Genomic DNA, 12,564 nt, shown 5'->3' on the forward strand with positions numbered 1-12,564 from the left:
GACTTTGCGCCGTCCATAACAGCCGCTAGGGATGGCGCCATGTCCAAGCCCTTCACCATCACCACCGCCATTTCCTATCCCAACGGCCGCCCGCATATCGGCCATGCCTATGAGGTGATCGCCACCGATGCGGTCGCCCGGTTCCAGCGGATGATGGGCCGCGATGTCTTCTTTCAGACCGGTACCGACGAACATGGGCTGAAAATGGCCCAGACGGCGCGCAACCGGGGTATCGAGCCGCGCGAACTGGCCGATGAAATGGCCGGCTATTTCAAGCAGATGAACGAGAGGCTGAATATCAGCCATGATCGTTTCATCCGCACCAGCGAACCGGACCATCATGCCGCCAGCCAGGCGATCTGGCAGGCGATGGAGGCCAATGGCGACCTGTATCTGGGTCGTTATGAAGGCTGGTATTCGGTCCGCGACGAAGCCTTTTACGACGAAAAGGAAATCGTCGATGGGGAAGGAGGCGTCAAGCTCTCGCCGCAAGGCACCCCGGTCGAATGGACGGTCGAGGAAAGCTGGTTCTTCCGCCTGTCCGCCTATCAGGACCGGCTTCTGGCGCTTTATGAAAGCCAGCCCGATTTCATCCAGCCCGACAGCCGCCGCAACGAAATCATGCGCTTTGTCGAGGGCGGCCTGTCCGACCTCAGCGTGTCGCGCACCAGTTTCGACTGGGGCGTGAAGGTGCCCGGCGCGGAAGGCCATGTCATGTATGTGTGGGTCGATGCGCTCACCAATTATCTGACCGGCTGCGGCTATCCCGACGATGGCGAGCGGATGGCGCGCTACTGGGCCGAGGGCGGCGATATCACCCACATCATCGGCAAGGATATCGTGCGGTTTCATACGGTTTACTGGCCGGCTTTCCTGATGAGCGCGAAGCTGCCTTTGCCCAGGAAGGTGTTCGGGCACGGCTTCCTGCTGAACCGGGGCGAGAAGATGTCCAAGTCGGTCGGCAATGTCGCCGATCCGATGGAACTGGCCGATCGCTTCGGCGTGGATCAGCTCCGCTATTTCCTGCTGTCCGAAGTGACCTTCGGCAATGATGGCAGCTATAGCGCGGAAGCGATCGTCGCGCGCTCCAACAGCGATCTGGCCAACAGCTTCGGCAATCTGGCGCAGCGGACGCTGAGTTTCATCGCCAAGAATCTGGAAGGCCGCCTGCCCGAACCGACAGTGCAGGATGTCGACAGCGAATTGCTGAAGAGCATCGCGGACGCGGCACAGACCTTCCAGAGCGCTATGGCCGATCTGGCACCGTCGGTCGCGATCGAGGCGTGGATGCGCGCGGTCTTCGCCTGCAACGCCTATATCGACGCGCAGGCGCCCTGGGCGCTACGCAAGACCGATCCGGCGCGGATGGAGGCGGTGCTGGCGACGCTGTACGAGGCGATCGCCAGCCTCGCCATCATGATACAACCGGTCATTCCGGCCAGCGCCACGGCCTTGCTGGACCAGATGGGGATTGCGGCGGACAAGCGGGGCTATGCCGTCATCGGTAGCGCCTTCTATGCCGACCTGAGGGCATCGGGCTTCATTCTCGGCGCGCCCAAGCCGCTCTTTCCGCGTCTGGAACTGACCGAGGCGGAAGGCTGAACGCCATGCTGATCGACAGTCATTGCCACCTGAATTACAAAGGCTTGATCGAGGATCAGGCCAATGTGCTGGAACGGTCGCGCGCGGCGGGCGTAGACCTGATGCTCAACATCGCCACCCGCGAAAGCGAATGGGATGCGGTGCTGGATACCGCCGTGCGCGAAGCCGACGTCTGGGCGACGGTGGGTATCCATCCGCATGAAGCGGACGAGCATCCCCATGTCGATACGGCCAAGCTGGTCGAGCGGGCGGCACATCCGCGTGTCGTGGGCATCGGCGAGACCGGCCTCGATTATTATTACGACCATAGCGACCGCGAACGGCAGCAGAAGAGCTTCCGATCGCACATCGTGGCCTGCCGCGAGACGGGCCTGCCGCTGATCGTCCATACCCGTGAAGCGGAAGAGGATACGCTGCGCATCATGCGCGAGGAAATGGAGCAGGGGCCCTATGGCGGCGTCATCCATTGCTTTACCGCCAGCGGCGCCTTTGCCGATGCGGCGATGGAGTTGGGCTTCTACATCAGCATTTCCGGTATCGTGACGTTCAAAAGCGCGAAGGATTTGCAGGAGACGGCAGCGCGGCTGCCGCTCGACCGGCTGCTGGTGGAAACGGACTCGCCCTTTCTGGCGCCGGTGCCCCATCGCGGCAAGTCCTGCGAGCCGGCCTATGTCGCCGACACTGCCAAATTCCTGGCCAACCTGCGCGGCGAGAGTATCGAGGAACTGGCAGCGGCAACCTCCGCCAATTTCCGCGCGCTCTTCTCGAAGGTCGCATGAGCCTGAAGCTGACGATCCTGGGTAGCGGCACCTCTTCGGGTGTGCCCCGGATCGGCAATGACTGGGGCGACTGCGATCCCGCAGAGCCGAAGAACTGGCGGACCCGCGTGTCCATCCTGGTCGAAAGCCCGACCACCCGCATCCTGGTCGATACGTCGCCGGACATGCGGGCGCAGTTGCTGGCGGCCGACGTCATCCAGATCGACGCGATCTTGTGGACGCACGATCATGCCGACCATAGCCATGGCATCGATGATGTCCGCCAGCTTTTCCATCATCGGCGGACGCCTGTGCCCGGCTATGCGCGGGCGCAGACGCTCAAGCTGCTGAGCCAGCGCTTCTCCTATGCCTTCGATGGCAAGCATGGCTATCATCCCACGATCGAACCGCATGTCCTGCCCGACGGCCTGCGCATCGGCGACATCGATATCGCCTGCGTGGATCAGCCGCATGGCGAGATTTATTCCACCGGTTTCCGTTTCACATATGGCGGACGGTCGATCGGCTATGCCACGGATTTCCATGCCCTGACGCCCGACATGCTGGCGCTCTATGACGGGCTGGACGTCTGGGTGGTGGATGCCTTGCGGGAAAAGCCGCACCCGACCCACCCGCATCTGGCGCTGACGCTGGACGGCATCGCCGCGACCCGCCCCGAACGCGCCGTCCTGACCCATATGGATCAGAGCATGGATTATGCGACGCTGCTTCGTACCCTCCCCAAGGGCGTGGAGCCGGGCTATGACGGCATGGTGATAGAGTTGGGCGCGAAAGAGCAGGGGGCCTGAATGGACAGCACGGATCAGGCGGCATCGACCATCTGGTATGTGCTGGCGATCATATTGGTCGGGTCCGCGCTGATCGGACGGCAAATGGCCTGGGGTAGCCTGCTCCGCATGGCGTTGCTGTGGGTCGCCATCTTCGCCGCTTTGCTGGGGCTGTTCAAATTCGGCCAGAGCCAGGGTTTCCTGACCGGGCGCTGGGCGGAGGAGGGGAGTGCGGTCACCCCGGGCGAAGCACCCACCGCCCTGCCGCGCGCTCAGGCCGAAGGACAAGCGCTGCGCATACCCGTCGCGCCGGACGGCCATTATTGGGTTGAGGCGACGATCAACGGCACGCCCGCCCGCTTCCTGATCGACAGCGGTGCGACCGTCACCGCCCTGTCCGAAAATACTGCGCGGGCCGCCGGCCTGAACTATGATGTCGGGGAACCCAATGTCCTGATGACCACCGCCAACGGACAGGTGGAAGCCCGGCGGTCCAGCATCGCCACATTGGCGATCGGCCCCATTTCGGCGAGCGACCTGCCCGTCGTCGTTTCACCCGCTTTCGGAGAGGTCAACGTCATCGGCATGAACATGCTTTCGCGGCTGAAAAGCTGGGGTGTCCAGGATGGCGACATGGTGCTGAAACCATGAGCGAGGAAGCAGGGGCGCCAACGCAGGCGCAGCGGCTGAAGGCCATTATCGGCGGTTCCACCGGCAATCTGGTGGAATGGTATGACTGGTATGCCTATGCCGCCTTCACCCTCTATTTCGCGCCGCATTTCTTCCCGAGCGAGGATCGTACTGCCCAATTGCTGAGCGCGGCGGGCATCTTTGCCGTCGGATTCCTGATGCGGCCGATCGGGGCCTGGATGATGGGCGTCTATGCCGATCGCCATGGGCGCAAGAGCGGGCTGACGCTGTCGGTGGCGCTGATGTGCGCGGGATCGCTGCTGATCGCGGTGACGCCGGGCTACGAGACGATCGGGGTTGCGGCGCCGCTGATGCTGGTGCTGGCGCGGTTGATGCAGGGGCTGTCGATCGGCGGCGAATATGGCGCCAGCGCCACCTATCTGTCGGAAATGGCCGGGAAGAACCGGCGCGGTTTCTTTTCCAGCTTCCAATATGTCACGCTGATCGCCGGGCAGTTGGTCGCGATCTGCGTACTGCTGCTGTTGCAGGCGACGCTGAGCGAGGCGCAACTGGATGACTGGGGCTGGCGTATACCATTCTTCATCGGCGGGATGCTGGCGGTTGTCGTCTTCTGGTTGCGACGGGGCCTGGCCGAAACGCAGAGCTTTGCGGTAGCGAAGGCACAGGGCGCGCCCAAATCCGGCTTTGTCGAACTCATCACCAATCATCCGCGCGAGACGCTGACGGTGATGCTGCTGACGGCGGGCGGCACGATCGCTTTCTATGCCTACAGCATCTACATGCAGAAATTCCTGGTGAATACGAGCGGGTTGAGCCGCGAGGTCGCATCCCAGATCAATGCCGCGACGCTGTTCGTCTTCATGCTGCTCCAGCCGGTCGCCGGCGCGCTGTCCGACCGGATCGGACGCAAGCCGCTGATGATCGGCTTTGGCGTGATGGGCGTGCTGTGCACTTACCCGATCTTTGCCACGCTGGCGGTGACCAAAGACCCGATCGTCGCCGGCTTGCTGGTAATGGCAGGGCTGGTGATCGTGACCGGCTATACGTCGATCAATGCCGTGGTGAAGGCGGAGCTGTTTCCCGCACATATCCGGGCGCTGGGCGTGGCGCTGCCTTATGCGCTGGCCAATACCTTGTTCGGCGGAACGGCCGAGTTTGTGGCGCTCTGGTTCAAGCAGGCCGGGATGGAACAGGCTTTCTATATCTATGTTACGCTGATGATCGCCATCTCGCTGGCCGTCTATGTGAAGATGCGCGACACCGCGAAACACAGCCAGATCCGGGAGGACTGATGCCGTCGGTGAGACAGCGAGTTGGACAGGTGTTTGCTAGGGCGGAATAATGTGTGATTTAACATAATATATATTATCGTACTTATATAGTCAGTCGTCATGCAGACTGGCCAAGGCGCCGCGCAGCCCCTATCGCCAGCCTGTCCCTTTCATCAGAGATCCGCGCCCCATGTCCAAAGCCAGTCCCGCCGACATCATGCCGCTAGCCGACGTCATGGCACGGCTGCGTGATCCCGACACCGGTTGCCCTTGGGATATCCAGCAGGATTTCGCGTCGATTGCGCCCTATACCATCGAGGAAGCCTATGAGGTCGCCGATGCGGTCGAGCGCAACGACATGGATGCGTTGCGCGATGAACTGGGCGACCTGCTGCTCCAGGTTGCGTTCCACAGCCGCATGGCGGAACAGGCCGGACATTTCGCGCTACAGGATGTGATCGACGCCATCACGCAGAAGATGGTGCGGCGCCATCCCCATGTCTTTGGCGAAGGCGCGCGCCGGGAGGATGGCCATGCGCAATGGGAAGCGATCAAGGCCGCCGAGCGCGCGGAAAAAGATCCTGACCCAAGCGCCCTGGCCGGCGTGGCGACCGCCCTGCCCGCCCTGCTGCGTGCCGAAAAATTGCAGAAGCGGGCCGCCCGCACTGGTTTCGACTGGCCAGAAACCGTTCGCGTAATCGACAAGATTGTCGAGGAACTGGATGAAGTGCGCGAAGCGGTGACGCAGGACGAGCGCGAAGAAGAAGTGGGCGACCTGTTATTCGCCGTGGTCAACCTCGCACGCCATCTGAAAGTCGATCCGGAAACGGCTCTCAGAAAAGGCAATGCCAAGTTCGACCGTCGTTTCCGTTCGATGGAAGCCCAAGCGGGCGACGCCTTTGCAGCCCTGTCCCTGGATGAAAAGGAGGGGCTTTGGCAGAAGGCGAAGCAGCAGGAAAAAGCCGGGTGATCCGGCCATTGTCGGACCGCAGACATAGTCCAGACAAGGTTCTGAATTAAAACCTATAATTGACAAACCCCTGCAAGGCCCATAGATTTTCCTCATCAAGACGGAGGAGTATGTTATGCGCCTGACTGTCCTTCTGCCCCTGTACATCGCTGTCGCGACGCCGGCCTTTGCGCAACCACAGGCCCAGCCGGTGGCCGGCATATCCGGCATTCACTTCAATAATGGCAGTGCCATTCCCGGCTCGACCGACAGCTATGGTTCGCCGTCCCTGTCACGCGCACCCATGCGGGATGGACATGTGGAGCGCGCGCGGCGCCTGATCGCTGCCGGCCATTATGCGGAGGCCGATGCGCTGCTGACCCGGTTGATGAGCGATACGAGCAGCAAGCAACTGCGCTTTCTGAAGGGTGTTACGAAGCTGGGTCTGGGCGATGCGGCGGCAGCGCGGCGTTATTTCGAAAGGAGCCTGTACAGCGGGCGCAACGGCTATCCGGGCGCGATGTCAGGACTGGCACTCGCGGAAATTCGCCTCGGCAATCGCGATGCGGCCGAGGCGATATTGGACAAGCTGCGTTACCAGCAGGAAAAATGCCGCAGCGATTGCGACCGCGCCAAGCCGTTGGAGCAGGCTATCTCCGTGGTGGAAAAAGCGCTGATCTGACCGGTTGCCGCGGCGCAGGCCGTCAAGCCTGGCCCTTGCCGCGCTTGGAATAACGGGCGAAAGCGGCGTCCGACAGGCGCACGTCGACGCGGCTTTCCTCACCCTCGATGCTGCTGCCCAGTACCTCGCCATGTTCGTGCAGCCAGGCCAGCGTCGCGCCGTCCGATACCGGGATGCGCAGGCCATAGACCTTTGCGCCGCGCGTCATGCGATCGCTGATCGTGCGCTGGAGCAGGTCCACCCCCTCCCCGGTCAAGGCCGAGAGAATGACGACATCGTCGCGGCGCGCCGCAGTTTCCCGCACGATCGCGGCATCCTCCTCGCTCAGCAGGTCGAGCTTGTTCCACGCTTCCAGGATCGGCGGCGGTTCCGGCTGCCCTTCCCCGCGATCCAGCGCCGCTTCGCCTGCAACGCCCAGTTCGCCGAGCACATCCAGCACATCGTCGCGCTGCGCCTCGCTATCGGGGTGGGCGATATCGCGGACATGGACGATGAGGTCGGCCGACAGCACTTCCTCCAGCGTCGCGCGGAAGGCGGCGATCAACTGGGTCGGCAGGTCGGACACGAAACCGACCGTGTCGGACAGGATCGCCTTGTCCAGTCCCGGCAGCGCGATCTGGCGCATGGTGGGATCGAGCGTGGCGAAGAGCAGGTCTTCCGCCATGACGGTAGCGCCGGTCATCCGGTTGAACAGTGTGGATTTGCCAGCGTTGGTATAGCCGACCAGCGCAATCACTGGCCAAGGTGCGCGCTGACGCCGGGCGCGGTGCAGGCCGCGGGTGCGCGTCACCTGATCCAGTTCGCGGCGGATCTTCGCCATGCGATCGCGGATCATGCGCCTGTCCGCCTCGATCTGGGTTTCACCCGGACCGCCGAGAAAGCCGAAGCCGCCGCGCTGACGCTCAAGGTGGGTCCAACTGCGGACGAGGCGACCGGCCTGATAGTCGAGATGGGCGAGTTCGACCTGCAACCGCCCTTCATTGGTGGCGGCGCGCTCGCCGAAGATTTCGAGGATCAGGCCGGTGCGATCGATGACCTTGGCCTCGCACGCCTTTTCCAGATTGCTTTGCTGCACCGGCGACAGGCTGTTGTCGACGATGATGAGTTCGGCCTCTTCCTGCCGCGCGAGCGTTGCGATCTGGTCCACCTGACCGCTGCCGAACAGGGTTGCGGGCTTACGATCGCGGACGCGGAAAGCCTGCGCGGCGCGCACGTCTATGCCGATGGCGAGGGCCAGGCCACGCGCTTCTTCCAGCCGGGCATCGCTGTCGCGGCGGTCGGCATTATGGGTTTCGGCATGGACGACGACAGCGCGCGCGCCGCGCGCCACTTCGTCATCGGAGTCGCGGTTGAATATGGCCATGGCGGCTTAAAGCACCGGGATTGCCAGAGGTCCACATATTACCAACCACCGTTCTTGCCGAGCGTGTCGAAGCGCGCGCCCATGACAGGCGCCCTTCGACAGGCTCAGGGCGAACGGTGGTGTGGGACGAACCGGCAAGCCGGATCAATCATCCTGTTCGTTTTCGCCGGTCAGGTCGAGCGCATGGAGCGGCTGGACCGTCGAAATGGCGTGCTTGTAGACGAGCTGTACCATGCCATCGCGTTCGAGCAGCATGCAGAACAGGTCGAAGGCGGCGATTTCACCCTGGAGCATCACGCCATTGACCAGGAACATCGTCACCGGACTACCCGACTTGCGGACGGCCGACAGGAAGATTTCCTGCAACAGCTTGGACTTGCCATTGCCGTCGCTAGCCTTGCGCAGGTCCGTCAGGTCCATCGACGCGGCCGGCATGACCGTGGAAATGGCGTGCTTGTAGACCAGCTGCGACTGGCCATCGCGGCGCAGCAGCACGGAAAAATTGTCGAACCAGGTGATGATGCCCTGCAACTTCACGCCCTTGACCAGGAACATGGTCACCGGGGTCTTGCTCTTGCGCAGGCTGTTGAGGAAAATATCCTGAAGGTTGTTTACTTTGTCGGCCATGGTCGTCGCCAGTCCTTTTCTTGGCGGGACGTTACCCGCTCTCGCATCCTAAGCAGGATGTCTTGCTCGCCCCCGCCTGTCGGGAGCGGGTGCGATCCTATCGCAATTGCGAAGGGGCGTCCATGCCGCAGATGCGCTTTGGCAAAAGTTCGGCAATCGATTGGATACCCCTTCGCAAATCCCCTCAATCCTTGCCTTCGGTGATGCCGAGCAGCTTGAGTTTGCGGTGCAGCGCGGACCGCTCCATGCCGATGAAGGTCGCCGTGCGCGAAATATTGCCAGAGAAGCGGCGAATCTGGATGCGCAGATATTCGCGCTCGAAACTCTCGCGCGCCTCACGCAGCGGGGCGCCCATGATCGCGGATTGGCCCATCCCCTCCCCGCCGCCGCCGCTGGTGAGTTCGGCGGGCAGCATGTCCAGTTCGATCCGGCCGATCCGGTCGCCCGGCGCCAGGATCATCGTCCGCTCGATAACGTTGCGCAGCTGGCGGACATTGCCGGGCCATTCATTCGCCTGAAGCGCGGCCATGGCGTCGCTCGCGATTTCGGGCGGCTGGACACGACGTTCGGCCGCGAAGCGGGCGAGATAATGTTCGACCAGCGGCGGAATATCATCGCGCCGCTCCGACAATGGCGGGATGGCCAGCGGCACGACGTTGAGGCGGTAGAACAGATCCTCGCGGAAACGCCGTTCCTCGATCTCGCCGGCCAGATTGAGCGCGGTCGAGGAAATGACGCGGACGTCGACCTTCACCTGTCGCTGGCCACCGACGCGGGTAAAGCTCTGGTCGGTAAGCACGCGCAGGATCTTGCCCTGCGTCGTGAGTGGCATGTCGGCGATTTCGTCCAGATAGAGCGTGCCGCCATGGGCCTGCTCCAGGAAACCGGGACGGACGAGGCCGCTGGGATCTTCGACCCCGAACAGTTCCTCCTCGACCCGGTCCGGGTCCATGCGCGCCGCGGCGACGATGATGAAGGGCGAGTCGGCCCGGCCACTCCAGCTGTGGAGCATGCGCGCGGCGACTTCCTTGCCGACGCCGGCAGGGCCGGAAATGAGAACGCGGCTGCCGGTGCCGGCAACCTTCTTGATCGTGGCCCGGACGCCGTTGATCGACGCCGATGTGCCGGTCAGTTCGTCATCCTGGCCGAAACGGGCGCGCAGCACCTGATTTTCGCGCCGCAGCCGTTCCGTTTCGGTCGCGCGACTGACGAGGTGGAGCAGGCGGTCGGCCTCGAACGGCTTTTCGATGAAGTCGGCCGCGCCCTTACGGATGGCGGCCACCGCCGTGTCGATATTGCCATGGCCGGAAATCATCAGCACCGGGATGGTGGCATCGCGGCGCTTGATCTCATCGAGCAGTTCCAGCCCGTCCATGCGGGAGCCCTGCAACCAGACGTCGAGCAGGACCAGCGAGGGACGCCGGCTGTCCAGCGCGTCGATCGCGCTGTCGCTGTTGGCGGCGGTCCGCGTCGTGAAGCCTTCATCTTCCAGCACGCCCGCGACCAGATCGCGAATGTCCTCTTCATCGTCGACAATCAGAATATCAAGCGCCATTGGCCGTCACTTTTCCTTTTGGGAGGGCAATAACCTGCCCTTCTTCCATTTTTTCGAGCGCCCCTGCGGCGAAGCGCAATGTCACACATGCGCCTCCCCCCTGTGCATCGTCGAAGCGGATCTCCCCCAGATGCTCTTCGACAATCTTCTTGACGATGGCGAGGCCAAGGCCCGTCCCCTTGGACCGCGTCGTCATATATGGTTCCAATATCCGGTCGCGTTCGGGCGGCAGCCCGATACCGTCATCCCGAACGGTGATGATGATGTCATCGCCCGCCTGACTAAGCGCCATGCGGACATGGCCGCGCGGCCCTTCACTTTCAGAAAAAGGCTTTTGTTCAATGGCTTCAACGGCATTCTTGACGATATTCGTCAAGGCCTGTCCCAATTGCCGGCGGTCGCACACCATGTCCAGATCGGGCAGGTCCGCCGCATATTCGAAGCGGATATCGGGGTGCGCGACCTCATGCAGGAACAGGGCGTGGCGCGCGATGTCGCCCACCGCCTCCCGCCGGAAGACAGGCTTGGGCATGCGGGCGAAGGAGGAAAATTCGTCGACGATGCGGCGCAGGTCGCCCACCTGCCGCACGATGGTGCCGGTCAGCCGGGTGAAGGTCGCCTTGTCGCTCGTCACCTCCTCCGAATAGCGGCGCTGGAGACGCTCGGCCGCCAGTTGGATCGGGGTGAGCGGGTTCTTGATCTCATGCGCGATACGGCGGGCGACGTCGGACCATGCGGCGCGGCGCTGGTCGGACAGTTGCTGGGTGATGTCGTCGAAGGTGAGGATATGACGCGATGCGTCCTGCGAGCGCTTGACCGCCAGCGTCCGCAGGTCGCCATGCGCGCGCACCTGCACGATGCCGGCACTGTCCTCCGACGCGATGAACTCGGCCAGTTCGGGCGACACCTTGAGCAGCGGGCGGCCCACCGGATCGTCGCCCTCATCGACCAGAATTGCGGCCGCCGAACTGTTGAGCAACTGCACCACACCTTCGAAATCGACCGACAGCACGCCGGCGCTGACGCCGGACAGGATCGCCTCGATAAAGGCGCGCCGTTCATCCAACTGGCTATTGGCCGCAACCAGCGCACCCGTCTGGGCCTCCAGCCTTTGCGTCATCCGATTGAAGGCGGCGGCCAGCGTACCGATCTCGTCGCGCGACTTGTGCCCTGTGACGCGCGCCGACAGGTCGCCCGCCGTGATCCGCCGCGCGGCCGTCACCAGTTCATTGACCGGTCGCACCATCCAGTCCGCCACCGCCAGCGCGATATAGACGGCGATGCCCACCAGCAGCAGCGATCCCACAAACAGCGCGATGTTGAAGCGCAACTGAAGCGCGCGGGATTGTGCCGCAAACAGGTCGTAATCCGACAGCACCTTCTGGGCGCGCGCGACATTGGAGAAGGAAGAACTGTCCGCATTGCGGGAAGCGTAGAGATAGACTTTGGAGCCGGGGTACAGCAACGTCACCGCGTCGATCTGATTATTGCGGGTCTGGACGACGATCGTCTCGCCCTCGCCCAGCCGCTTGACGACTTCGGGCGTCAACTTGTCGGCGGCAGGGCGGTTTTCCGGGTCGACCGTGGCGGCGGTGCGGGCAATGCCGTCCTTGCCCAGTTCGATGATCGCGGCGCGGCTTAGCTTCCGACCGACCACCTGATAGAGGAGATATTCGGCAAAACGCGGGCTGTTGACCTGCGAATCCAGCAATTCCTTGCGCAGGTCGCTCGACATGGTGACCGTTTCGTCGCCGACTTCGCGCAAATTCTGCTCATAATAGCCACGCGCCAGATCGCTCGCATTCTGGAGCATGTTGCGCGCGCTGTCCGAGAACCAGAATTGCACGCCATATTGGAACAGCAAGGACGCGAAGATCACGACCAGCAGCATCGGCACGCTGGCAACGATCGAGAAGATGGCCACCAGCCGAACGTGCAACTGCCCATCGCTGCCGATCGCGGACTGGGCCGCGCGCCGCTTCGCCACGCGCCGTCCCAGCAGCATCAGCAGCGCGATCGCCGGCACCAGGTTGGCCACCAGCAGCAGCGCCACGATCGGCGGGGTCAGCAGCGTGTAGGACTGGCCGCTGCCAGACAGGGTATAATAGGTCAGACCCGCCATGCCCAGGAACAGGGCCAGGGTGAAGGCTTCGACCAGTGCCGCCAGACGGCCACCGCGCAGGAAGGCCGGCAATTGCCTCCGCCATGCCGATGCCCGCTTGGGGAGTGTCGTCGCGCCGTTCATAGTGGCTTTGTTACAACAAGGACCGTGCCCGTTCAAACACAGTATTTGATTAAAACCCTGTCGCTGGTCGACG

11 protein-coding genes are annotated in these 12,564 nt (G+C 63.0%); 7 read left to right on the forward strand and 4 right to left on the reverse strand.

Annotation, left to right across the window (positions count from 1 at the left end):
- The first annotated feature begins 39 nt into the window (after positions 1 to 39).
- The 7 genes from metG (at position 40) to ACNHGR_RS04390 (ending at position 6,701) form a co-directional block, all read left to right on the forward strand.
- Positions 40 to 1,602: a methionine--tRNA ligase gene (gene metG, locus ACNHGR_RS04360; RefSeq protein WP_475284261.1), complete on the forward strand. Its 1,563-nt coding sequence runs from the start codon at positions 40 to 42 to the stop codon at positions 1,600 to 1,602.
- A gap of 5 nt (positions 1,603 to 1,607) precedes the next feature.
- Positions 1,608 to 2,381 (forward strand): TatD family hydrolase, encoded by a 774-nt coding sequence (locus ACNHGR_RS04365; RefSeq protein WP_475284262.1) that lies wholly within the window; start codon positions 1,608 to 1,610, stop codon positions 2,379 to 2,381.
- Positions 2,378 to 3,169 (forward strand): MBL fold metallo-hydrolase, encoded by a 792-nt coding sequence (locus ACNHGR_RS04370; protein WP_475284263.1) that lies wholly within the window; start codon positions 2,378 to 2,380, stop codon positions 3,167 to 3,169. Before ACNHGR_RS04365 ends, ACNHGR_RS04370 begins: the two co-directional genes overlap by 4 nt.
- Positions 3,170 to 3,799, forward strand: coding sequence for a retropepsin-like aspartic protease family protein (locus tag ACNHGR_RS04375; RefSeq protein WP_475284264.1), 630 nt, complete (start codon positions 3,170 to 3,172; stop codon positions 3,797 to 3,799).
- On the forward strand, positions 3,796 to 5,091 hold the full coding sequence (locus ACNHGR_RS04380; protein WP_475284265.1) for an MFS transporter: 1,296 nt from the start codon (positions 3,796 to 3,798) through the stop codon (positions 5,089 to 5,091). The genes ACNHGR_RS04375 and ACNHGR_RS04380 overlap by 4 nt, the downstream gene beginning before the upstream one ends.
- Positions 5,092 to 5,260: 169 nt before the next feature.
- Positions 5,261 to 6,040 carry a nucleoside triphosphate pyrophosphohydrolase gene (gene mazG / locus ACNHGR_RS04385; protein ID WP_475284266.1) on the forward strand — a complete coding sequence of 260 codons (780 nt, stop codon included), beginning with the start codon at positions 5,261 to 5,263 and terminating at the stop codon, positions 6,038 to 6,040.
- A 115-nt stretch (positions 6,041 to 6,155) separates the two neighbouring features.
- Positions 6,156 to 6,701 carry a tetratricopeptide repeat protein gene (locus ACNHGR_RS04390; RefSeq protein WP_475284267.1) on the forward strand — a complete coding sequence of 182 codons (546 nt, stop codon included), beginning with the start codon at positions 6,156 to 6,158 and terminating at the stop codon, positions 6,699 to 6,701.
- Positions 6,702 to 6,723: 22 nt separating this feature from the next.
- On the opposite strand, the gene hflX is transcribed toward ACNHGR_RS04390, so the two are convergent.
- From hflX to ACNHGR_RS04410, 4 genes are all read right to left on the reverse strand, one after another.
- A complete protein-coding gene (gene hflX, locus ACNHGR_RS04395; protein ID WP_475284268.1) occupies positions 6,724 to 8,064 on the reverse strand; it encodes a GTPase HflX in 1,341 nt (446 codons plus the stop codon).
- A gap of 144 nt (positions 8,065 to 8,208) precedes the next feature.
- Positions 8,209 to 8,703 carry an RNA chaperone Hfq gene (hfq, locus tag ACNHGR_RS04400; RefSeq protein ID WP_120250149.1) on the reverse strand — a complete coding sequence of 165 codons (495 nt, stop codon included), beginning with the start codon at positions 8,701 to 8,703 and terminating at the stop codon, positions 8,209 to 8,211.
- A gap of 172 nt (positions 8,704 to 8,875) precedes the next feature.
- Positions 8,876 to 10,246 carry a nitrogen assimilation response regulator NtrX gene (gene ntrX, locus ACNHGR_RS04405; protein ID WP_184264994.1) on the reverse strand — a complete coding sequence of 457 codons (1,371 nt, stop codon included), beginning with the start codon at positions 10,244 to 10,246 and terminating at the stop codon, positions 8,876 to 8,878.
- Positions 10,236 to 12,491, reverse strand: coding sequence for a sensor histidine kinase (locus ACNHGR_RS04410; RefSeq protein WP_475284269.1), 2,256 nt, complete (start codon positions 12,489 to 12,491; stop codon positions 10,236 to 10,238). The genes ntrX and ACNHGR_RS04410 overlap by 11 nt, the downstream gene beginning before the upstream one ends.
- Positions 12,492 to 12,564: the final 73 nt, after the last annotated feature.

This window comes from Sphingobium sp. RS1 (assembly GCF_056156825.1).

Coding starts and splice junctions, on each gene's coding strand:
- ACNHGR_RS04410 (WP_475284269.1), bottom strand. CDS start 12,491: ATGAACGGCGCGACGACACTCCCCAAGCGGGCATCGGCATGGCGGAGG.
- ACNHGR_RS04365 (WP_475284262.1), top strand. CDS start 1,608: ATGCTGATCGACAGTCATTGCCACCTGAATTACAAAGGCTTGATCGAG.
- ntrX (WP_184264994.1), bottom strand. CDS start 10,246: ATGGCGCTTGATATTCTGATTGTCGACGATGAAGAGGACATTCGCGAT.
- mazG (WP_475284266.1), top strand. CDS start 5,261: ATGTCCAAAGCCAGTCCCGCCGACATCATGCCGCTAGCCGACGTCATG.
- metG (WP_475284261.1), top strand. CDS start 40: ATGTCCAAGCCCTTCACCATCACCACCGCCATTTCCTATCCCAACGGC.
- ACNHGR_RS04375 (WP_475284264.1), top strand. CDS start 3,170: ATGGACAGCACGGATCAGGCGGCATCGACCATCTGGTATGTGCTGGCG.
- ACNHGR_RS04390 (WP_475284267.1), top strand. CDS start 6,156: ATGCGCCTGACTGTCCTTCTGCCCCTGTACATCGCTGTCGCGACGCCG.
- hflX (WP_475284268.1), bottom strand. CDS start 8,064: ATGGCCATATTCAACCGCGACTCCGATGACGAAGTGGCGCGCGGCGCG.
- ACNHGR_RS04370 (WP_475284263.1), top strand. CDS start 2,378: ATGAGCCTGAAGCTGACGATCCTGGGTAGCGGCACCTCTTCGGGTGTG.
- ACNHGR_RS04380 (WP_475284265.1), top strand. CDS start 3,796: ATGAGCGAGGAAGCAGGGGCGCCAACGCAGGCGCAGCGGCTGAAGGCC.